The 19,405-nt window shown below is 72.2% G+C and carries 21 protein-coding genes; 9 read left to right on the top strand and 12 right to left on the bottom strand.

The window, feature by feature from the left end; genetic code table 11:
• Window positions 1-249: 249 nt before the first annotated feature.
• Window positions 250-717 carry an ATP-binding protein gene (locus tag ACMTAK_RS21960; RefSeq protein ID WP_413807805.1) on the bottom strand — a complete coding sequence of 156 codons (468 nt, stop codon included), beginning with the start codon at window positions 715-717 and terminating at the stop codon, window positions 250-252.
• A gap of 158 nt (window positions 718-875) precedes the next feature.
• Here ACMTAK_RS21960 and ACMTAK_RS21965 point away from each other — a divergent pair, with 158 nt between their 5' ends.
• From ACMTAK_RS21965 to ACMTAK_RS21980, 4 genes are all read left to right on the top strand, one after another.
• Window positions 876-1,727 carry a helix-turn-helix domain-containing protein gene (locus ACMTAK_RS21965; RefSeq protein WP_413807806.1) on the top strand — a complete coding sequence of 284 codons (852 nt, stop codon included), beginning with the start codon at window positions 876-878 and terminating at the stop codon, window positions 1,725-1,727.
• Between the two features lie 10 nt (window positions 1,728-1,737).
• Window positions 1,738-1,962, top strand: a complete 225-nt coding sequence (locus ACMTAK_RS21970) for a DUF397 domain-containing protein (RefSeq protein WP_413807807.1) — start codon at window positions 1,738-1,740, stop codon at window positions 1,960-1,962.
• Between the two features lie 97 nt (window positions 1,963-2,059).
• A complete protein-coding gene (locus ACMTAK_RS21975) occupies window positions 2,060-2,881 on the top strand; it encodes an arylamine N-acetyltransferase family protein (RefSeq protein WP_413812963.1) in 822 nt (273 codons plus the stop codon).
• A gap of 100 nt (window positions 2,882-2,981) precedes the next feature.
• The gene (locus ACMTAK_RS21980; protein WP_164434338.1) at window positions 2,982-3,329 is read left to right on the top strand and encodes a hypothetical protein; all 348 of its coding nucleotides are present in this window, start codon (window positions 2,982-2,984) and stop codon (window positions 3,327-3,329) included.
• On the opposite strand, the gene ACMTAK_RS21985 is transcribed toward ACMTAK_RS21980, so the two are convergent.
• Entirely contained in the window at window positions 3,272-4,000 is a 729-nt protein-coding gene (locus tag ACMTAK_RS21985) for a hypothetical protein (RefSeq protein WP_413807808.1), read from the bottom strand. The two genes, ACMTAK_RS21980 and ACMTAK_RS21985, sit on opposite strands and share 58 nt — an antisense overlap.
• A 179-nt stretch (window positions 4,001-4,179) precedes the next feature.
• Between ACMTAK_RS21985 and ACMTAK_RS21990 the strand changes: the two genes are divergently transcribed.
• A complete protein-coding gene (locus tag ACMTAK_RS21990; protein ID WP_413807809.1) occupies window positions 4,180-5,046 on the top strand; it encodes a polysaccharide deacetylase family protein in 867 nt (288 codons plus the stop codon).
• Here the strand turns inward: ACMTAK_RS21990 and ACMTAK_RS21995 are convergent.
• Complete coding sequence (locus tag ACMTAK_RS21995; RefSeq protein WP_413807810.1) at window positions 5,043-5,942, bottom strand: alpha/beta fold hydrolase; 900 nt, start codon at window positions 5,940-5,942, stop codon at window positions 5,043-5,045. The genes ACMTAK_RS21990 and ACMTAK_RS21995 overlap by 4 nt on opposite strands.
• Before the next feature lie 151 nt (window positions 5,943-6,093).
• On the opposite strand from ACMTAK_RS21995, the gene ACMTAK_RS22000 reads away from it, so the two are divergent.
• Window positions 6,094-8,103 carry an AfsR/SARP family transcriptional regulator gene (locus ACMTAK_RS22000; RefSeq protein ID WP_413807811.1) on the top strand — a complete coding sequence of 670 codons (2,010 nt, stop codon included), beginning with the start codon at window positions 6,094-6,096 and terminating at the stop codon, window positions 8,101-8,103.
• A gap of 284 nt (window positions 8,104-8,387) precedes the next feature.
• Here the strand turns inward: ACMTAK_RS22000 and ACMTAK_RS22005 are convergent, their stop codons facing one another.
• The 4 genes from ACMTAK_RS22005 to tsaB are packed head-to-tail and all read right to left on the bottom strand — an operon-like array spanning window position 8,388 to window position 11,050.
• Entirely contained in the window at window positions 8,388-8,651 is a 264-nt protein-coding gene (locus ACMTAK_RS22005; protein ID WP_413807812.1) for a hypothetical protein, read from the bottom strand.
• Entirely contained in the window at window positions 8,648-9,760 is a 1,113-nt protein-coding gene (gene tsaD, locus ACMTAK_RS22010; RefSeq protein ID WP_413807813.1) for a tRNA (adenosine(37)-N6)-threonylcarbamoyltransferase complex transferase subunit TsaD, read from the bottom strand. Before tsaD ends, ACMTAK_RS22005 begins: the two co-directional genes overlap by 4 nt.
• The gene (gene rimI / locus ACMTAK_RS22015; RefSeq protein WP_413807814.1) at window positions 9,753-10,385 is read right to left on the bottom strand and encodes a ribosomal protein S18-alanine N-acetyltransferase; all 633 of its coding nucleotides are present in this window, start codon (window positions 10,383-10,385) and stop codon (window positions 9,753-9,755) included. The genes tsaD and rimI overlap by 8 nt, the downstream gene beginning before the upstream one ends.
• Entirely contained in the window at window positions 10,382-11,050 is a 669-nt protein-coding gene (gene tsaB / locus ACMTAK_RS22020; protein WP_413807815.1) for a tRNA (adenosine(37)-N6)-threonylcarbamoyltransferase complex dimerization subunit type 1 TsaB, read from the bottom strand. The genes rimI and tsaB overlap by 4 nt, the downstream gene beginning before the upstream one ends.
• Before the next feature lie 241 nt (window positions 11,051-11,291).
• Here tsaB and ACMTAK_RS22025 point away from each other — a divergent pair, with 241 nt between their 5' ends.
• On the top strand, window positions 11,292-11,831 hold the full coding sequence (locus ACMTAK_RS22025) for a hypothetical protein (RefSeq protein WP_413807816.1): 540 nt from the start codon (window positions 11,292-11,294) through the stop codon (window positions 11,829-11,831).
• A 71-nt stretch (window positions 11,832-11,902) separates the two neighbouring features.
• Here the strand turns inward: ACMTAK_RS22025 and ACMTAK_RS22030 are convergent, their stop codons facing one another.
• From ACMTAK_RS22030 to alr, 4 genes are all read right to left on the bottom strand, one after another.
• Window positions 11,903-12,088, bottom strand: a complete 186-nt coding sequence (locus ACMTAK_RS22030) for a hypothetical protein (RefSeq protein ID WP_413800796.1) — start codon at window positions 12,086-12,088, stop codon at window positions 11,903-11,905.
• 207 nt (window positions 12,089-12,295) lie between these two features.
• Window positions 12,296-12,814 carry a tRNA (adenosine(37)-N6)-threonylcarbamoyltransferase complex ATPase subunit type 1 TsaE gene (tsaE, locus tag ACMTAK_RS22035; protein WP_198281454.1) on the bottom strand — a complete coding sequence of 173 codons (519 nt, stop codon included), beginning with the start codon at window positions 12,812-12,814 and terminating at the stop codon, window positions 12,296-12,298.
• A 126-nt stretch (window positions 12,815-12,940) separates the two neighbouring features.
• The gene (locus tag ACMTAK_RS22040) at window positions 12,941-14,164 is read right to left on the bottom strand and encodes an alpha/beta fold hydrolase (protein WP_413807817.1); all 1,224 of its coding nucleotides are present in this window, start codon (window positions 14,162-14,164) and stop codon (window positions 12,941-12,943) included.
• A 2-nt stretch (window positions 14,165-14,166) separates the two neighbouring features.
• A complete protein-coding gene (alr, locus tag ACMTAK_RS22045; protein ID WP_413807818.1) occupies window positions 14,167-15,321 on the bottom strand; it encodes an alanine racemase in 1,155 nt (384 codons plus the stop codon).
• A 145-nt stretch (window positions 15,322-15,466) separates the two neighbouring features.
• On the opposite strand from alr, the gene ACMTAK_RS22050 reads away from it, so the two are divergent.
• A complete protein-coding gene (locus tag ACMTAK_RS22050; protein ID WP_413807819.1) occupies window positions 15,467-16,939 on the top strand; it encodes an NAD(P)H-hydrate dehydratase in 1,473 nt (490 codons plus the stop codon).
• Window positions 16,940-17,480: 541 nt separating this feature from the next.
• Here the strand turns inward: ACMTAK_RS22050 and ACMTAK_RS22055 are convergent.
• Window positions 17,481-17,897, bottom strand: coding sequence for an ATP-binding protein (locus ACMTAK_RS22055; RefSeq protein ID WP_413807820.1), 417 nt, complete (start codon window positions 17,895-17,897; stop codon window positions 17,481-17,483).
• Between the two features lie 248 nt (window positions 17,898-18,145).
• Here ACMTAK_RS22055 and ACMTAK_RS22060 point away from each other — a divergent pair, with 248 nt between their 5' ends.
• Window positions 18,146-19,402 (top strand): helix-turn-helix transcriptional regulator, encoded by a 1,257-nt coding sequence (locus ACMTAK_RS22060; RefSeq protein ID WP_413807821.1) that lies wholly within the window; start codon window positions 18,146-18,148, stop codon window positions 19,400-19,402.
• Window positions 19,403-19,405 lie beyond the last annotated feature (3 nt).

Below are 19,405 nucleotides of genomic sequence, written 5' to 3' on the forward strand. Positions count from 1 at the left end.
GGCGGGCTGTCCCCTCCCCGCCCCTTCCCGAAACCGGGGCTCCGCCCCAGACCCCGGGCGGAGGAAGCGACGCGGGGCGCCTCAAGCGGGTATCGCGCCGACCCCGGCCGACCAGGACGGCGGCCGCGATGTGCACATCGCGCTGCCCCGCACCCAGGTCCGGGCCCTTCAGGAGCCGTCCTGGGCCGGGCGGTTCCACCGTGACGCGGATTCCGGCGAGGCATTTCCGCTGACCTTTGTCGTGGCCGGCTAAGCCTCGTCCTCCTCCTTGCCCGCGAGTTCGAACCAGACCCCCTTGGCGTACATGCCCACCCCGTACCCCTCCGCCGTCCCCCACGCGTGGGCCAGGGCTGCCACCAGCCCGAGGCCACGGCCGTGGAGGCGGTCCCCCTCGGGGAGGCAGGCGGCGGTGGGGAGCTCGGCGGAGGCGTCATAGACCAGGACGCGGAAGCGGGGCGGCTCGATCACCACGCGCAGCATCACGGAGTCGCCCTCGGCGTGCAGAAAGGCGTTGGTGGCCAGCTCCGAGGTGCACAGCGTCGCCGTGTCGACCAGCTCCTCCTGCCCCACGGAGTTCAGGACGCAGGCGACGAAGTCCCGGCAGACCTTGGCGGAGGTCGCGTGCCGACTGCTCTGCAGGGTGTAGACGTACGGATCCCTGGAGGGAACGGGCGGGCGGCGTGGGGGACGGTCGTCGGACTCGTGATCGGAATCCATGAGGCAACTCCCTGTGAAGGGGCCGACAGCGCGCGTACCGTTACGGCGATCAACGCACAGTAGCGGCAACGACACCTACGGTAGGGCAGCGGTGCAAACAACTGCTACGGTCCCGTTGAATTTCCCCGACGATTACTCCTTAAGGGTTACGGAGGACCATGCCACCCAGGAGCGTCCCGACCGCGCGTCAAGTCAGGCTCGGCACAGAACTCAGGAGGATGCGCGAGGGCGCGGGGCTCAGCATTCAGGAGGCCGCCGACCGCCTGGGCATCAACCGCACCCACATCACCAACCTGGAGCTCGCGCGGTTCGGCGTGAGCGAGGAGCGGGTCCGGGCCCTCGCCGCCATCTACGCCTGCCCGGACAGCGCGTACGTCGACGCGCTCGTCGCCATGGCCCGGGAGCGCAAGGGTGGCTGGTGGGAGGAGTACCGGGGCTATATCGCCACCGGCGGGCTCGACCTGGCGGAGTTGGAGTACTACGCGACGAGCCTGCGCGTGCTGGAAATCATGCACATGCCCGGCCTGTTGCAGACGGAGGAGTACGCGCGAGCAGTGCTCGCCTCCACCGTCCCGCAGTGGTCCGCCACGGACCTCAGACGCAGGCTCTCCCACCGCATGAAGCGCCGCGACATCCTGGACCGGGACGACCCGCCACCGTGCACCTTCATCATCCACGAGGCGGCGCTGCGCATGCGGTTCGGGACCGACCGCGTCCTGCGGGCGCAACTGGACAGCCTGCTGGAGTCCTCCGAGCGGAAGAACGTCACCGTGCGCGTGCTGACCTTCGAGGCCGGAGGGTTCCATGTCCCCGGGCTCTCGGTCACCTACGCCCTGGGAGCCGTGCCCCAGTTGGACACCGCGCAGCTCGACGCCGCCCACGGCCCGGTCTTCCTGGACGCGCAGTCCCAGCTCGTCAACCATCGTGGAGTCCTGGACCGCACCACCGAGGCGGCCCTCTCCGTGAAGGAGTCACGTGATTTCATTCGTGACATCGCTCAACAGACATGAAGGCGTGGAGATGACCGAGGTCAACTGGCAGAAATCGTCCTATTCCAGCGCGGGGGACGGGAACTCCTGCATAGAGCTCGCCTCCATAGGCATCACCGTCGCCCTCCGCGAGAGCGACGACCCCCGTACGGTCCTCACCACGAGCCCCGCGAGGCTGGGAGCCCTGCTCAAGTCGATCAAGGCGGGCGCGCTCGATCACCTCGCGGCGGTGCCGGAGACGAAAAGGACGGCGTAAAGGACCTACGCCCAAGGGACCAGGCGCGGCCCCCACCATGAGCGGAGGCCGGTACCGGGGATCCGGCGTTACGGTCGGCAGTATGGAACCAGCCCGTATCGCCCTTGACCTCGACGCCTATCTGACGCGTATCGGCTGGACGGGCGACCGTCGCCCCGCCCCCACCGTGGAGACGCTGCGGGCGGTGCACCGGGCGCACCTCACGTCCATACCGTTCGAGAACCTCGACCCCCTCCTCGGCTCGGCCCCCTCCCTCGCCGTCCCCGACCTCGAGGCCAAGCTGGTCCACAGTCGGCGCGGCGGTTACTGCTACGAACACAACACGCTGCTGACCGCCGCCCTCACCGCCCTCGGCTTCCGTGTCACCGGCCTCACCGCCCGCGTCCGGGTCGGAGCTGCCCCCGGGACGGTCCGTCCGCGCACGCACATGCTGCTGCTGGTCGGGATACCGGGCGAGGAGCGGCGGTACGTGGCCGACGTGGGCTTCGGCAGCGTCGGCAGCCTCCTGGAGGCCGTACCGCTCGTCGCCGACACCGAGTTCCACGACGGCACCCGCCGCCACCGCTACGTCCGCGAGCCGTACCCGGAGGGGCTGGAGGACCTGTGGGTGTTCCAGTCGTTCCTCGACGGCTCCTGGCAGGACCAGTACGCCTTCACCCGCGAGCCGTTCGAGGCGTCCGACTACGGGGTCATCAACTGGCACGTCGCCACCAACCCGCGCTCGCCCTTCCAGCACACCCTCCACGTCCAGCGCACCACCCCGGACGGCCATCTCCTCCTGTCCGGGCGGACTCTCGTCGAGACCTACTCCGACGGCAGCCGTAAGGAGCGCGAACTCGCCGACAACGACCAGGTGCTGCGCGTTCTCACCGCCGACTTCGGCATCGAGCTGCCCCCGGGCACGGTCCTGCCGGACTGACGGCAGAGGAGTTACCCGGGTGACTCTCCACTCCGGCCCCGGTCATGGCACGATCATCCCGCTAATGGGCCGATGGGAGGGTGGCAGGGACGGATGGAACATGAGTAAAGACAAACTGTCCGTATCGGACCAGGATCTGTCGGATCTCATCAAAGACCTTGAGGGAATGCTCAGTTACCTTGAGGAACAGATCGAGCGTCTCGGCCATCTGAGGCAGTCGGTGGACCCCGACGATCACAAGGGCCCGGCCGCCGCCGCGTACAAGAAGCTGGAGCGCGACGCCTATACGGATGCCGTACGGGTCAGGCAGCTGCTGACCCGCATCGAGGAGGTCGCCAAGGAGCGCGGGGAGACCCCGGGTGAACGGTACGAGGAGCTGCGGACCCGCTTTCAGTCACTGCAGAAGCCGTCGTCGGAGAAGCCGTCGTCGGAGAAGCCGTCGTCGTAGCCGGACTCCGGACGGCGGGCGTCCGGACCGCCGGTGTCGGGGCGGAGGGGTCGGAGTTCCCGGCTGACCAGGCGGTAGTAGTCGATCGCCTTGGCCATGCCGAGCGCACCGGCGGCCGCGAAGACCAGGCCGATACCGGCGACCGTGCCGACGCTCTCCGTGCCGATGTCCGAGAAGACCGCGAACCCGCCCAGCGCCAGCCCCAGGCAGGTCAGCACGATGGACGGGCCCAGCCAAAGGAGAGCGCCGCCGGAGACCCGCCAGTGCGGCAGCGACTGGGGATCGCGCTCCAGCTCCGCCCAGTCGCGGAGGCACGCGCCCACGAAGACATCGCGCCGGATGCCGGAGGCCACCCCGAGGCTGGAGGGGACCGTGGCGCCCAGGGCGAGGCCCAGGAAGATCATGCCCAGGACGTGCTCGATGATCTCGCCCTTCACCAGGAACTGGAACCCCGAGACCGCGAGGCTCCACCCCAGCGCGAAGACGAGCGCGGACAGCCACAGCAGCAGCGCCCGGTGCGGCGCCAGGTACCACCGCGCCAGCGCCCCCATCGCCCGCGCGCGCTCATCGAGCAACCCGGCGCGGTCCTTCCACGGCCGCTCGTCCGGGGCGGGCGGCGGTGGCGGAAGCTCGTTGGGCAGCGTCATGGCGTCCTTCCTCATGGCACTCATGGCACTCATGGCACTCACGGCACGCAGGGCACGCACAGCACTGCGGTGTACGCCGACGCAGTCTCTCAGCTCACGAGGGCACGCCACTTGACCTTCTCACTTGTGTGAGGGTTTCACGATGTCCACCGAGCGGAGCCGAACCGCCGTACCGCTGAGCCGCACAGATGAGGTGAGCCCTGATGGACAACCAGCTCTTCGACTACAGCCCCATCGTCGAACGCGCCCCGATCCACTGGCCCGACGGCGCCCGGGTGGCCTTCTACGTCGGGCTGAACGTCGAGCACTACGAAGTTGACCGCCCCTCCACCAGCATCTTCCCCGACACCAGGGCGCTGGCGCCCGATCCGCTGAACTACGGGTGGCGGGACTACGGGCCCCGGGTGGGGATCTGGCGGCTGATCGAGAGCCTGGACCGGCACCGGGTGCGGGCGAGCGTGATGCTCAACTCCGATGTCGCCGAGCGCTACCCCCAGATCATCCGGGCCGGGCGGGAGCGGAACTGGGTGTGGGCGGCGCACGGCAAGAACAACTCGATCCTCCAGGCGGACATGTCGCCCGAGGAGGAGCGCGCCTACCTCACCGAGGTGATCGGCACCATCGAGAAGGCCACCGGCCGCAGGCCGCGCGGCTGGCTGGGGCCGGCGCTGACCGAGACCTTCCGGACCCCGGAGCTCCTGGCCGAGCTGGGGCTGCGGTACGTGCTGGACTGGGCCAACGACGACCAGCCGTACCGGCTGAACGTGCCGGGGATGCTCAGCGTGCCGTACTCGATCGAGGTCAACGACATCCAGCTGTTCGTCGGCAAGAGCCTCAGCGGGCCGGACTTCGTCCGGATCGTCAAGGACCAGCTCGACCAGCTCTACGCGGACTCGGCCGGCAGCGGGCGGGTGATGTCGCTGGTGCTGCACCCGTTCGTGATCAACCAGCCCTTCCGGCACAGGTATGTGGACCAGGCGCTGGAGTACGTGGTGAACCACCCCGGGGTGTGGGTGACGACCAGCGACGAGATCGCCGACCACTACTCCGGGACCTCCCAGGTCGGCTAGCGGGCGAGGAGTTCCCGCAGCACCTTGGCGATGTCGGCGGGTGCCTCCTCGGCCATGAAGTGGCCGTAGCCGACCGTGTAGTGCTCCAGGTCGTCGGCCCAGGCGCGCCACAGCGCCGCCGCGTCATAGCCGAGGGCGGCGCCCCAGTCCTGCTGGATGACGGTGAGCGGCATCGTCAGCCGGCGCCCGCCGTCCCGGTCGGCCCGGTCGTGATCGACGTCGACACCGGCGGAGGCCCGGTAGTCGGCCACGATCGACGGCACCGCGGCGCGGCAGGCGTCCAGATAGGCGGTACGGACCTCGGCGGGGATGGCCCGCGGATCGCCCGCCCACAGGTCGAGGAAGTGGCCGAAGAAGTCGTCGGGGCAGGCGGCGATCATCCGCTCGGGCAGCCCGGGGGGCTGCGCCATCAGAAAGAGATGGAAGCCGACCGCGGCGGTGGTGCCGTGCAGCACGTCCCACATGTCGAGGGTCGGCAGCACGTCCAGGCAGGCGAGATGGGTGATCGTCGCGGGGTGGTCGAGGCCCGCCCGGAAGGCCACCAGGGCGCCGCGGTCATGACCGGCCAGCGCGAAGCGGTCATGCCCGAGCGCGCGGGCCAGGGCGACGATGTCGGCGGCCATGGCGCGCTTGGCGTAGGCGGCGGGGTCGGCGTCGGTGTCCCTGTCGGCATCGGCTGCCGGTTTGTCGCTGGCGCCGTAGCCGCGCAGGTCGGGACAGATCACGGTGTGATCGGCCGCGAGGTCGGCGGCCACGTGCCGCCACATGAGGTGGGTCTGCGGGAAGCCGTGCAGCAGGACGATGGGGCTGCCCGAGCCCGCGACGGCCACGTTCAGGGACACGCCGTCGGCGACGGGGACGCGGCGGTAGTCGAAGCCGGGAATGACAGGGGCCATGGGTCAGCGCGCTTTCTGTAGACGATCCGGGCGACCGGATGACGTAAATGAAGTAGATGACGTGGATGACGTGGGCGACCAGTAGGCGACCAGGTGGCTGTCAGCCTGCCGGGTGCGGATGAGCATCCGATCAGCGCGCTACCGTGACCGCATGCGGGTCGGTTTCGGGGTGCTGGGGCCGGTGGTGGCCTGGGACACGGACGCCGACGGGCGCGCGATCGCGCTCAAGGGGCCACGGCACCGCGCGGTGCTGGCCCGGCTGATCGTCGCCCGCCGCCGCGTCGTACCCGTCTCGCGGCTGATCGAGGACCTGTGGACGGAGCCGCCCCCGGGTGCGGTGGGCGCGGTGCGTACGTTCGTGGCCGCGCTGCGCCGCGCGCTGGAGCCGCAGCGCCCGCCGCGCACCCCGGCCCGGCTGCTGGTCACCGAGGGCCCGGGGTACGCGCTGCGGGCCGATCCGGACGCGGTGGACGCCTGGCGCTTCGAACAGGACGTGGCCGCCGCCGCGACCCTGCCGCCGGACGGTGCGCTGCCCCGGCTGGAGGAGGCGCTGAGCCGGTGGCGCGGGCCCGCGTACGCGGAGTTCGCCGACGAGGGCTGGGCCCGGGGCGAGCGCTCCCGGCTGGCGGAGCTGCGGCTGCACGCCGTGGAGCGGCAGGCGGAGGCCCGGCTGGCGCTGGGCCGGGCCGCCGAGGCGGTGCCGGACCTGGAGGCACATCTGGCCGAGCACCCCTGGCGCGAGGGCGCCTGGCAGGCGCTGGCCCTCGCGCTGTACCGCACCGGCCGCCAGGGCGACGCGCTTGCGGTACTGCGCCGGGCCCGCACGCTGCTGGTCGAGCAGCTGGGCGTGGACCCCGGCCCGGAGCTGCGCCGCCTGGAGACGGACATCCTCGGCCAGGCGCCCCACCTCGACCCCACCCCGGTGCGGGGCGGCGCGGCGGCCCAGGTGTGGGCGGACGCGACCGCCGCGTACGACCGCACCGTGGCCTCCGGCGCCCGGACCCGCCTGGAGTCGACGGCCGCCCTGCTCCGCGACCTCTCGATGACCGGGGGCGGCGGCCTGCTGACGGCCCGGCGACAACGCGTGACGGCCGTCGCGGCGGCGGAAGAACTGGGCGACCCCGAACTGACCGCCCGCGTCATCGGCGCCTACGACGTCCCCGCGATCTGGACCCGCCTGGACGACCCCGAACAGGCGGCATCGATCGTAAGGGCGGCCGAACGCACGCTGGCCGCGCTCGCGGCCGGTTCCGGGCCGGTCGGCCATGACGCGATTCGCGCCCGGTTGCTGGCGACGATCGCCGTCGAGTCACGGGGTGGGCGGTCCGAGCGGGGGCGGCAGGCGGCTCGGCAGGCTGAGGAGATCGCTCGGCGGCTGGACGACCCCGGGCTGCTGGCATTCGCGCTGAACGGCGTCTTCATGCAGAGCTTCGAGCGCGCCGGGCTGGCGCCGCGCCGGGACGCCACCGGGGCCGAGCTGATCGCCCTCGCGGCGCGGCACGGGCTGGTCGCCTTCGAGGTGCTCGGCCATCTCATCCGGCTCCAGGCCCGCAGCGCGCTCGGGGACTTCGCGACGGCCGACCGGCACGCGGCCGCCGCCGAGCGTCTGGGTGAGCGCCATGAGCGGCCGCTGGTGGGGGTGTTCACCGCGTGGTACCGGGCGCTGCGGCTGGCCGCGACGGGACGGGCGAACGAGGGCGATGCCGAGGCGGTGGTCGAGGCAGCGGTCGAGGCGGCCTACCGGGACGCCGCCGCGCGCCTGGACGGCGCCGGGATGCCCGGCCTGGAGCGCGGTCTGCTGCCGCTCGCGCTGCTCTGTCTGCGCGTGGAGCGGGGGCGCCCCGCCCCGACCGACGCGGACCTCGACTGGGGGCCGTACGCGCCCTGGGCCCGCCCGCTGGTGCTGCTGGCCCAGGACCGCCGCGGCGAGGCCGCGGCGGCGCTGCGCAACGTCCCGGTGCCGCCCCGCGATCTGCTGCTGGAGACCCTGTGGTGTCTCACCGGGCGGGCGGCCATCGCCGTCGGCGACCGGGAGACGATCGCGCGCGCCCACGCGGCGTTGACCCCGGCGGCGGCCGAGCTCGCCGGGGCGGGCAGCGGTCTGCTCACCCTGGGCCCGGTCTCCCGGCACCTGACCGATCTGGCCGAGGCCCTGCGGTAACGGCACGGCCGAGTGCCGCTACCGCTACGGGGCGCCCGCCGAACCACGCGGCGCAGCCGCATATCGCGGCTTCCCCCCTCCCCGCCCTTCCCGCGCAGCATCGATACGCGGCTCCGCCGCGTGGCAGGGGCTCCGCCCGTGGACTCCGGGGGCTGAGGCGAAGCCCGGGCCTCGGGGTCTGGCGCGGAGCCCCGGTCCGGGGCCTGGGGCAGAGCCCCAGTTTCGGGAAGGGGCGGGGAGGGGAGCAGCTCGCCGCAGGCGGCATGATCCGCCGGGCGCGCCCCCTAGCCCCCCTCCGCTACCGCCTCAAAGCGCCAGCGGTGCACTGCCCGCCGTACCAAGTCCTCTCCCGGCTCGGGGAGTTCCGGCAGGCCCTGGGTGTCGTAGGCGCCGTCCCACCAGGTGATGACGAGGACCCGGTCCTCGGGTGCGCGGAAGGTTTCGCGGCGGAGCGGGGGCGGGTCTAGGGGCTGGTGGGTGGCCCAGGTCAGGAGTTCCTCGCCCTTCCCGGCCACGGCCCGGGCTTCCCACATCAACGCGACGGTCATGCGTACAGGTTCTTCCGGCTCAGCTCGTGCACATGGTCGTGGGAGTGGGAGTGGGAGTGCGCGTCCGGGTCCGGGACGTGCGGGTCGGTCACCGGCAGGGAGGAGTCGGCCGACAGGTCCCACGCCGACGCCGACCGCCCCCGCACCACCATCTCCGCGCCGAGCGCCGCCACCATCGCCCCGTTGTCCGTGCACAGCTTCGGCCGCGGCACCCGCAGGGTGAGGCCCGCGTCCTCGCAGCGGCGTTCGGCCATCGCCCGCAGCCGGGAGTTGGCGGCGACGCCGCCGCCGATCATCAGGTGCTCCACGCCCTCGTCCTTGCAGGCACGGACGGCCTTGCGGGTCAGCACGTCCACGACCGCCTCCTGGAAGGAGGCCGAGACATCGGCGATCGGAACGTCCTCGCCCGCCGCCCGCTTCGCCTCGATCCAGCGGGCGACGGCGGTCTTCAGCCCGGAGAAGGAGAAGTCGTACGCGGCGTCCCGCGGACCGGTCAGCCCACGCGGGAAGGCGATCGCGTCCGGGTCGCCCCCACGGGCGATGCGGTCGATGACGGGGCCGCCGGGGAAGCCCAGGTTCAGCACCCGTGCGATCTTGTCGAACGCCTCGCCCGCCGCGTCGTCGATGGTCGAGCCGAGCGGGCGGACGTCGGCGGTGATGTCGGGCGCGAGGAGCAGCGACGAGTGGCCGCCGCTCACCAGCAGCGCCATCGTCGGCTCGGGCAGCGGACCGTGCTCCAGCTGGTCGACGCAGATGTGGGAGGCGAGGTGGTTGACCCCGTAGAGCGGCTTGCCGAGCGCGTAGGCGTACGCCTTGGCGGCCGAGACGCCGACCAGCAGCGCGCCCGCGAGCCCGGGGCCCGCGGTGACGGCGATGCCGTCGAGGTCGGAGGCGGCGACCCCGGCATCCTTCAGCGCACGCTGGATCGTGGGGACCATCGCCTCCAGATGGGCGCGGCTGGCGACCTCGGGGACGACGCCGCCGAAGCGGGCGTGCTCGTCCACGCTGGAGGCGACGGCGTCGGCGAGGAGGGTGTGGCCGCGGACGATGCCGACGCCGGTCTCGTCGCAGGAGGTCTCGATGCCGAGGACGAGGGGTTCGTCAGCCATGGGTCTCGGTTCCTTGTACTGATGAGGTCGCGGGGTTCGCGGGGTTGGCTGTGTGCGCGGTGGACGCCGTGTTCGCGGTGGGTTCGACGGGCTCGCCGGGGCCGCCGTTCGCGGTCGTCGCGGCACTCGCCGTCGCCACGCTCGCCGTCGCCGGGTCGGCCAGCCGCATGACCAGGGCGTCCACATTGCCGGGCTGGTAGTAGCCCTTGCGTATGCCGATGGGTTCGAAGCCGAAGCGCTCGTACAGCCGCTGGGCGCGGGCGTTGTCCACCCGCACCTCCAGCAGTACCTCTCGGCACTCGAAGGCGGTGGCGGCCGTAAGGAGGTCGGTGAGGAGGCGGGCGCCGAGGCCGGTGCCCCACTGGTCGCGGGCGGCGGCGATGGTCTGGACGTCGCCGGTGCGGTCGACGACCGCGAGCCCGGCGTACCCGACCAGCCGAGGCCCGTCCTCCGCCACCACATAGTGACGGGTGGCGTCCCGGCCCCGGGCATGGGCGAGCTCGGACCAGAACATCCCCCGCGACCAGGCGTCCTCGGGGAACAGCTCCTCCTCCAGCTCCATCACCCGCTCCAGGTCCCACCAGCGCATCTCGCGCAGGGTCAGGGTCGTGCCGGTGCCGGTCACTTCGGGGTGACCACCTTGTAGTTGGCGGGCACCTTGGCGTCGGGGCGGCGCAGATACAGCGGCCGGGGCGGCGGCAGTTCCTCGCCGCGCGCCAGCTTCTCGGCGGCGAGCGAGGCGAGTGCCCCGGCCGACTGGTGCTCCGGCATCCCGGGCGGTACGTCCGCGAAGGCCGCCGGGTAGAGCAGCGCGCCCGCGCCGACCGCGGGCAGCCCGGCCACCCGCTCGGCGAGATCGGCGGGGTGGTCGACGGCGGGCTCGGTGACGCGGGTGCGGGCGTCGTCGTAACGCGCCCAGTAGACCTCCTTGCGCCGCGCGTCGGTGGCCACGACGAAGGGGCCCTCCAGACCGGCCTGCCCGGCGGCGTACGCGATCCCGTCCAGCGTGCACAGCCCGTGGACGGGGACGCCGAGGGCCGTCCCGAAGGTGGCCGCGGTCACCAGGCCCACGCGCAGTCCGGTGTACGGGCCGGGGCCCGCGCCGACGACGATCTCCGTCACCGCGCCCAGCTCGGTGCCCGCGGCTTTCAGCGTGCGGTGCACGGCGGGCAGCAACAGCTCGCCGTGGCGCCGGGCGTCCACGTCGGCGGACTCGGCGATCACTGCGGAGCCGTCGTGCAGGGCGACGGTCACGGCGGGGGTGGCGGTATCAAGAGCGAGCAACAGCACGAGAACAGCCTACGGCGCGCCGGGAGGTCGTTCCTTCGTACCGGCGTCGGTACCGGCCCTGGAACCGAAGCCGGTACCGGCTTTCGTACCGACGGTGGAACAGCTCGGTCACCGGACGGCCGGAGCGCGGCCGGGCGGCGGACGCCGGTGCTACCGTCACCGTAAGTGCGTACGGGCCGTCAGCACATACTGACCGCAGGAGAGGGAAGCCGCCGTGCCAAGGAGCAGTACCGGGCCAGCTGTGGCCGTACTCACCGCCGCCGCGCTGGGCGTCGTCGGGTTCCTCGGCTACCAGGCCGCCGCGACCGCGCCCGACCATCCGACCCAGGCCCGGCCGGGGTCGCACTCCGCCGAGTCCAAGAAGAAGGACAAGGACGACGCGGGGTCGAAGAAGAAGTCCACCGCCCTTCCCGCCCGCTCCGGCACCGGCGTACGGGTCGTCTACGCCCTCGGCGACAAGCGGGTCTGGCTGGTCGGCGCCGACGGCAGGGCCAGCCGCACCTTCGAGGTGGGCCCGAGCCCGGCCAGCCCCGCCCCGGGGACCTACACGGTGACCTCGCGCAACAAGGGCGGGGTCGGATCGGACGGAGTGCAGGTCGAGCACGTCGTCGTCTTCCACTCGGAAGGGGGAGTCGTGTTCGGTTTCAGCGCGGCGGTGGACGGGTCGATGCCGGACCCGAACGCGCGCAAGCGGACCGGGGCCGTCCGGGAGAGCCGGGCGGACGGTACGGCGATGTGGGAGTTCGCCCAGGTCGACACGAAGGTGGTCGTCGTCCCCTAGCGGACCCGGCCCGGGCCGGACCTGGATGACGTAACCCGGATGACGCACCCGGACGGCGCAGCCGTGCGCGGCTATGCCGCGTCCCGCTCCTCGTCATCCGCCTCGGGCTCGACGGACGCCGGGGTCTCCTCCTCGGCCGGCCGCGGGGGCGTCGAGACCGCGCTCGCCGCCGCACACGCCGCCAGGAGCTCCGACATCGACGGTGACCGGTCATCGCGTGCGGCGCCGGTCCCGGCCACAGGGTCGTGGGCCGACATGGATGCCTCCTGAGGGTCCTGGGGCAGTCGAGCGGAGTTAGGTAGACCTAACCCACGCTTTCTCCCACCATGTGACCACGGGTGATGCCCGGAATGCAACAGCATGCCGACGGCTTGTCGGAAACTACCCGGCATCTGCACGCGAGCTCTACCAGCGGCTTGACCGTTTGACCGGATAGCGCTGCCCGGCAGCGCCGGCCCGCCGCGCTACCCCGCGAGCGACGCCAGGTCCTCCCCCGCCCAGCGAGTACCCACGCCCGTCACCACCACATCCCGTACGTCGTCCACGTCGGCGGCCATCGTGTCCGTGACGGCCATGTCGCTGCCCACCGTCCGCTGGATCACCACATGCAGCCGGTCCTCCGCCAGCCCCTCGACCTTGCCCTCGCCCCACTCCACGGCCACCACCGAATCGGGCAGGGAGACATCGAGGTCCAGGTCCTCCATCTCGTCGAGGCCGCCGTTCAGCCGGTAGGCGTCGACATGGACCAGCGGCGGGCCGTCGCCCAGCGAGGGGTGCACCCGGGCGATCACGAAGGTGGGCGAGGTGACGGCGCCCCGGACGCCGAGGCCCTCGCCGAGGCCCCGCGTCAGGGTCGTCTTGCCCGCGCCGAGTTCACCGGTGAGCAGCACCAGATCGCCGGGGCGCAGCAGCTTGGCGAGTCTGCGGCCCAGGTCCCGCATCTGGTCGGGAGAGGTGACGGTGATGCGCGTGCCTACGTCCATACTCGCCGATGGTACGGGCCCGAAAAGCCCGCCGCGGACCAGCGTGCGGCCACTCCGAACGCCCCGCCCGGACCGCCGGAACGGCCGCGGAACGGCCGCGGAACGGCCGGGCAGGGGTACCGCTCGTCAGCCCGTCACGCCCCGCCCCGCCCGGTCGCCGATCCCGTCCACCGACCGCGAGAGCAACTCCGTCAGGTGGCCGTTGACCACCTCCGGGTGCTCGAGGATCACCAGGTGTCCGGCCTCCTCGAGGATCACCAGCTCGGCGCCCGGAAGCAGCTCCGCGATCGCCTCGCTGTGTTCCATCGGGGTGATGAGGTCCTTGTCGCCCGCGAGGACCAGCAGCGGCAGGCCGTCGAAGTGCGGCAGCGCCGCCGCCTTGTCGTGGGCGATGAACGCCGGGTAGAACTCCGCGACCACATCAATCGGCGTGGCCTCGATCAGCCGCTCGGCGAACCGAGCGACCCCCGGGTCCACGTCCTTCGAGCCGAACGAATAGCGCTTGATCAGCCCCGCGAACAAGTCCGCGGTCGCCCGCCGCCCGCGCTCGACCAGGTCGGCCTGCCAGCCCAGCGCCTTCAGCAGCCCGGGCAGCACCCGCCGCACCGCGTTCACCCCGACCACCGGGAGGCCGAAGCTGACCTCGCCAAGACGGCCCGCCGAGGTGCTGATGAAGGCCGCGCCGATCACGCGCTCGCGGATCAGGTCGGGGTACTGCGCGGCCAGCGCCATCATCGTCATGCCGCCCATGGAGTGGCCGACGAGCACCAGCGGCCCCTCGGGCGCCGTCGCGTCGATCACCGCCTTCAGATCGCGGCCGAGCTGGTCGATGCTGATCGCCTCGCCGTCCGCCTGGGCGCAGCCGCGCGCCGAGCGGCCGTGGCAGCGCTGGTCCCAGTAGACGGTGCGGACCACCTCGCGCAGCGCGGAGCGCTGGAAGTGCCAGGAGTCCTGGGCGAGGCAGTAGCCATGGCTGAAGATCATGGTGACGGGGGTGGGGGCGCGGCGCCCGAACCGCCGCTTGCGCCGGGGCGAGGGCGTGGCGGCGTTCTCCCGCATCTCCTCGACCTCGTAGTAGAGCTCGGTGCCATCGTCGGCGACCGCCGTCCCCGGAGTGCCGCGCAGCGTGCCGTACGGGCCCTCGGCGTCCAGGGCGAGCCGGGCCTTGCGCCGTACGCCGCGGCCGACCGTCAGCCGCTCGAGCGCGACACCCGCCGCCGCCCCCGCCGCCAGCACACCGATCGCGGCACCCGCGAATCCGGCGCCCCGGCGCCAGCTCACGGCTGTGGCCCCCGCCGCGACTCGTGTCGCCATCTCTGCCGTGCTGACGGCCGTGGTCTCGTCGCCCATGGTCAGTTCCCTGTGCCCCCGTCCTCACCTACATAAACGCGGGGAATACGGGCCGAGATCCTGGTCACGATCTCGTAGCCGATCGAGCCCACGGCCCGCGCCCAGTCCTCGACGGTCGGCTCGCCCCGGTCCCCCGGACCGAACAGCAGCGCCTCGTCCCCCGGGGCGGCGGTGTCGCCGCCCAGATCCACGACGAACTGGTCCATGGCGACCGTGCCCGCGATGGTCCGCCACTTTCCCGCCACCAGCACCGGGCCGGTGCCCGAGGCATGGCGCGGGATGCCGTCCCCGTAGCCGACGGGCACCAGCGCGAGGGTCGTCTCGCCGGGGGTCACATAGCGGTGCCCGTAGGAGACGCCGTGCCCGCCCGGCACCCGCTTGACCGAGGCGAGCGCGGCGGACAGCGTCATCACCGGGCGCAGCCCGAAGTCGGCGGACGTGCCGAGTTCGGGGCTCGGGCAGATGCCGTAGGTGGAGATGCCGGTCCTGACGAGGTCGAAGTGGGAATCGGGCACGGTCAGGGTCGCCGGTGAGTTGGCGATGTGACGCACCTCCGGCCGCAGCCCCGCCTGTTCCGCGTGGGCGATCACCTCGCGGAAGACCGACAGCTGAGCGGCGATGGACGGATGGCCCGGCTCGTCCGCGCACGCGAAGTGGGACCACAGCCCCGTCACCCGGATGGCCCCTTCCGCCTCGGCGGCGCGCGCCTCGGCGACCAGGGCGGGCCAGTCGGCGGGCTGGCAGCCGTTGCGGCCGAGTCCGGTGTCCGCCTTCAGGTGCAGCCGCGCGGTACGGCCGCACGCACGGGCCGCGGCGACGGCCTCGCGCACCGCCCACAGCCCGCTGGCCGAGACGTCGATGTCCGCCTCGATGGCCTGCCGCCAGGGGCCGCCGGGCGTCCACAGCCAGCACATCAGCCGGCCCGTGTCCCCCGCCGCCCGCAGTGCGAACGCCTCCTCGGGCGTGGCCGCGCCCAGCCAGTCCGCGCCCGCCGCGCGGGCGGCGCGCGCGCACGGGACCATGCCGTGGCCATAGGCGTCCGACTTGACCACGGTCATCAGCTCGGCCGTGGGTGCCGCGGCGCGCAGCGCCCTCACGTTGGCCCGTAGGGCGGCCAGATCGACCACGGCACGGGCGCGCATCGGTGTCTCGTCCATCTCCGTCAGTCTCTCAGGCCCGTCCCCCGACCGGAGTGTGTGCTCCTGCGCTTCCGCGCCTCTACGCTTCCGCGCTTCTGCGCTTCTACGCCTGGAGTGCCTCGCTTCCACGCAAGGAGTGCCCTCAGTTCGGGAGACTATGGGCATGAGGATTGCCTACAGCGTCGAGACCGTACGGGCCGCCGAGCGCGAACTGATGGCACGGCTGGCCGAAGGAGCGCTCATGCGGCGCGCGGCGGCGGGACTCGCGGCCGCGTGCGCCGATCTGCTGGGCCGGGTGTACGGCTCCCGGGTGGCCCTGCTCGTCGGCAGCGGCGACAACGGCGGCGACGCGCTCTACGCGGGCGCCCGGCTGGCCCGCCGCGGCGCGGGCGTCACGGCGGTACTGCTCAACCCCGACCGGGCGCACGGGGGCGGCCTTGCCGCCTTGCGGGCGGCGGGCGGGCGCGCGGTGGCGGCGGACGGCGGCGCCGAGGCGGCCAACGCGGACGGCGGCGCCGAGGCGGCCGTGGCCCGCGCCGATCTCGTCATCGACGGCATCGTCGGCATCGGCGGCAAGGGCGGGCTGCGGCCCGACGCGGAGCGGCTCATCCGGGCGGTACGCGGGATCGTCGTCGCCGTGGACCTGCCCAGCGGGGTCGACGCCGACACGGGCGAGGTGCGCGGCTCCGCCGTACGCGCGGACGCCACGATCACCTTCGGCGCGTACAAGCCGGGGCTGCTCATCGACCCCGCCCGCACCCACGCGGGCGCCCTGCGGCTGGTCGACATCGGCCTGGACGCGCACCTCCCGGCCGACCCCGACGTGGAGGCGTTGCAGCACGAGGACGTGGCCGCGCTGCTGCCCCAGCCCTCGGCGGAGAGCGACAAGTACCGGCGCGGCGTGGTGGGCGTGGTCGCGGGCTCCGCCCGCTACCCGGGCGCGGCCGTACTGGCCGTCTCGGGCGCGCTGCGAGGCGGTGCGGGGGCGGTGCGCTACGTCGGCCCCGGGGCCGACACGGTCATCGCGCGCTTCCCCGAGACCCTCGTCCACTCCGGGCCCCCGGCCAAGGCGGGCCGGGTCCAGTCGTGGGTCGTCGGCCCCGGCCTCGGCGACGGCGCGGCGGCCCGGCACTCCCTGGAGGACGTCCTCGCCTCCGATGTCCCCGTCCTGGTCGACGCCGATGGACTCCACCTGCTGCCCACCGGCAGCGACCTGCGCAAACGCGAGGCGGCCACGATCCTCACCCCGCATGCGGGCGAGGCGGCGGCGCTGCTCGGCGTGAGCCGCGAGGAGGTCGAGGCGGGCCGGCTGGCCGCCGTAAGGGCGCTGGCCGAGCGCTACGGCGCGACCGTACTGCTGAAGGGGTCGACCACGCTGATCGCCGCCGAGCACCATCCGGTACGCGTCAACCCCACCGGCGTCGGCTGGCTGGCCACGGCGGGCAGCGGCGATGTGCTGTCCGGCCTGATCGGCTCCCTGCTCGCCACGGGCCTCCCCGCCCGCGACGCGGCCTCGGCGGGCGCCTATCTCCACGGCCTGGCCGCCCGCCGCACCACGGCCCCGCATGGCGCGCCCATCGCGGCGTACGACGTGTCGACAGCGCTGACGGACACCTGGCGGGACGTACTGGCCTGAGGGTTCCGCGGGGTCCGCTGGGTGCGGGTGCGCCGGTCTGACGGGTGCGGGTGCGTGGGTGGTGCGCCCGCTGTTCGTGGTGGGTGCCGGGGGCGGGGCCTCCGGGGCGGCGCCCTGGACCGCATATTTACGGCGCCGACGGACGATGATCGTTGGGTTGGCCGGAGATAGGCGCCACAAATATGCGACAGCGTCCAGGACACCACCCCTCCGACCCCACCCCCTCCCGCCGTCTCGCGACTCCCCACCGGCGGCAGCTCCCGTGTGTCCTCTCCGGACCCGAGGAGTTGAAGCATGGGCTGCACCGGAGCTGGCACTTCCGGGTCAAGTCAAGCCACAGAAACCCGGTGTCCATGGCAGGGGTGGCAGCAACGACGGTCGTCACAGTCGTGTCCTTTCTTCTTCGGCCGGTGTCATTTCGGGAGGTCGAGTCGCGGCTCGGGTGTCAGCAGGACGGTCAGGTCTGATTCCGGACCGAAGTGTTCGCTGCTCCACGCGGTGACGAACGGAACGACGATTGGGCGGGCGATGAGCGGGGGCATCAGGGGCCACTCTTGGCGTGAAGCTCGGCCCAGACGATCTTTCCCCAGGTGCGGTATTCGGTGCCCCAGCGGTCCGACATTGCTTCGACCAGCAGCAGACCGCGGCCGGACTCGTCGTCGCAGCACGGCGCCTGAGCGGTGGGCGGCTTTGGGCATTTGTCCGTAACGGCGAGACGTACGCGCTCCCGATCGGGCAGCCGGACGCTGACGCGCAGAAGGCGACACCCGCTGTGGCGAGCGGCGTTACCGACCAGCTCGGAGATGATCAGCGTCCCCTCGTCGATGAGGTGGCCGAGGTTCCAGGTGTTGAGTGCTGCGCGGACGAGTCGGCGAGCGCGGCTCGCTGATGTCGGCTCGCACGGCATGGTTTCGCTGTAGCCCGGAGCGCCGATGGCGTTTGGTCTCGTCATGGTCATGGACGGGGTCTTTCTTCCGGGGCGGGGTACCGCCAGCCCGGCGGCTCTGTCGTCTGGCCGGTGGCTGGCGTCTCGCCATCACGACCGCATCCTGTGGCGGCTCGCGCCGGTTCTTGATGCTGACAACGTCAAGGGAACCGTTCCGAGCAGGTGCGCTCCACTGCATCCATGCGGCAGATGTGACGCAGAAGCGTGCAGGGTGTGCACCCGTCGAATGGCGGTCCGCGGAGCGGGGAAGGGGAGCCCCCATGGGGTTGGCTGAGCGGCGGAAAGCACTGGGGTACAGCCAGGAGGGGCTCGCTCACGTCGTCGGTGTGGACCGCACAACGATCAGCCGCTGGGAGAGCGGGAAAACTGAGATCCAGCCCCAGCTGCGCCCACAGTACGCAGCAGCGCTGCAACTCGACCTTGCCGAACTGGACGCCTGGGTTACCAAACCCCGAGCCACGTTCCAGGAGCCCGTAGTGTCGTGTTCAGTCGACCACTACGGCTCGGGGGATACCGACGACATGATTCGACGCGAGTTCCTGCGCGTACTTGCCGTTGCCGGGGCACTGGCTGGTCTGCCGACCGAGGAGTCGGAGGCCCTCACGGAAGGAGTACACCGCCGAGCGTCCGGCGACTTCATCCGAATGAACAACCACCTGTGGCAGGTGTATCAACTCGCCCGCGCTAAAGAGGCTGTTCAGCCCATCATCTCCGGCCAGCTCGCTGCCCTCGCCAAAGCCCTGGACGGACACTCCGGCAAGGACGGGCAAGCTCTGTGCGGTGCTGCGGCGGACCTCTTCCAGCTTGCCGGCGAGCTGGCTTTCGACGGCAACCGGTATACCGACGCAGCGGCTTCGTACACGCTCGCCGCGTCAGCCGGTAAGGAGGCAGCGGCGTTCGATCTATGGGCTTGTGCTCTCATTCGGCATGCGTACGTCGACGTGTACGAGCGTCGCTACCGGGAGGCCACGGACATCTTGTCGGTCGCTGAGCGCATCGCTCGCCGAGGGGACAGTTCCCTGTCGACACGACACTGGGTCGCTGCGGTACAGGCTGAGGCGTTCGCGGGGCTGGGAGATCTGACCGCGTGCGAAAGTGCACTCGAACAGGCCGAGAAGGTCGCGGGCATGACCGGATCGGCACAGAACGGCGGGTGGCTCCGCTTTGATGGCTCCCGGCTCGCGGAGGAGCGCGGCGCCCGGTATGTCCAGCTGGGTCGGCTCGACCTCGCTGAGCAGGTGCTTCAGAGCGCCCTTCGGCAAGGTGCCCTGGCAGAGGGCCAGTCCTTTCGGCGCCGAGGTGCCGTACTCGCGAATCTGGCCGCGATCGGTGTCAGGCGCAAGGACCCGGAGCAGGTTGTCTTCTACGCCCGCAAGGCGATCCACCTGGCGCGGGAATCATCCTCCGGTTACGTCGCTCGTAGACTCCAGGCCCTGCGTACGGACTTCGGCTCCCTCGCTCGCGATGTGCGGGTTGCCGAGTTGGATGCCGCGATCAAGGCACTGAGCATGAACTGACGA

It is taken from the genome of Streptomyces lacaronensis, from assembly GCF_047337785.1.
In the GTDB taxonomy this organism is placed as follows: domain Bacteria; phylum Actinomycetota; class Actinomycetes; order Streptomycetales; family Streptomycetaceae; genus Streptomyces; species Streptomyces lycopersici.

Bases quoted from the DNA above. Each gene is read 5' to 3' on its own strand.
- ACMTAK_RS21960 (WP_413807805.1), bottom strand. From the start codon at position 717: ATGGATTCCGATCACGAGTCCGACGACCGTCCCCCACGCCGCCCGCCC.
- ACMTAK_RS21965 (WP_413807806.1), top strand. From the start codon at position 876: ATGCCACCCAGGAGCGTCCCGACCGCGCGTCAAGTCAGGCTCGGCACA.
- ACMTAK_RS21970 (WP_413807807.1), top strand. From the start codon at position 1,738: ATGACCGAGGTCAACTGGCAGAAATCGTCCTATTCCAGCGCGGGGGAC.
- ACMTAK_RS21980 (WP_164434338.1), top strand. From the start codon at position 2,982: ATGAGTAAAGACAAACTGTCCGTATCGGACCAGGATCTGTCGGATCTC.
- ACMTAK_RS21985 (WP_413807808.1), bottom strand. From the start codon at position 4,000: ATGAGTGCCATGAGGAAGGACGCCATGACGCTGCCCAACGAGCTTCCG.
- ACMTAK_RS21990 (WP_413807809.1), top strand. From the start codon at position 4,180: ATGGACAACCAGCTCTTCGACTACAGCCCCATCGTCGAACGCGCCCCG.
- ACMTAK_RS21995 (WP_413807810.1), bottom strand. From the start codon at position 5,942: ATGGCCCCTGTCATTCCCGGCTTCGACTACCGCCGCGTCCCCGTCGCC.
- ACMTAK_RS22000 (WP_413807811.1), top strand. From the start codon at position 6,094: ATGCGGGTCGGTTTCGGGGTGCTGGGGCCGGTGGTGGCCTGGGACACG.
- ACMTAK_RS22005 (WP_413807812.1), bottom strand. From the start codon at position 8,651: ATGACCGTCGCGTTGATGTGGGAAGCCCGGGCCGTGGCCGGGAAGGGC.
- tsaD (WP_413807813.1), bottom strand. From the start codon at position 9,760: ATGGCTGACGAACCCCTCGTCCTCGGCATCGAGACCTCCTGCGACGAG.
- ACMTAK_RS22030 (WP_413800796.1), bottom strand. From the start codon at position 12,088: ATGTCGGCCCACGACCCTGTGGCCGGGACCGGCGCCGCACGCGATGAC.
- tsaE (WP_198281454.1), bottom strand. From the start codon at position 12,814: ATGGACGTAGGCACGCGCATCACCGTCACCTCTCCCGACCAGATGCGG.
- ACMTAK_RS22040 (WP_413807817.1), bottom strand. From the start codon at position 14,164: ATGGGCGACGAGACCACGGCCGTCAGCACGGCAGAGATGGCGACACGA.
- alr (WP_413807818.1), bottom strand. From the start codon at position 15,321: ATGGACGAGACACCGATGCGCGCCCGTGCCGTGGTCGATCTGGCCGCC.
- ACMTAK_RS22050 (WP_413807819.1), top strand. From the start codon at position 15,467: ATGAGGATTGCCTACAGCGTCGAGACCGTACGGGCCGCCGAGCGCGAA.
- ACMTAK_RS22055 (WP_413807820.1), bottom strand. From the start codon at position 17,897: ATGACCATGACGAGACCAAACGCCATCGGCGCTCCGGGCTACAGCGAA.
- ACMTAK_RS22060 (WP_413807821.1), top strand. From the start codon at position 18,146: ATGGGGTTGGCTGAGCGGCGGAAAGCACTGGGGTACAGCCAGGAGGGG.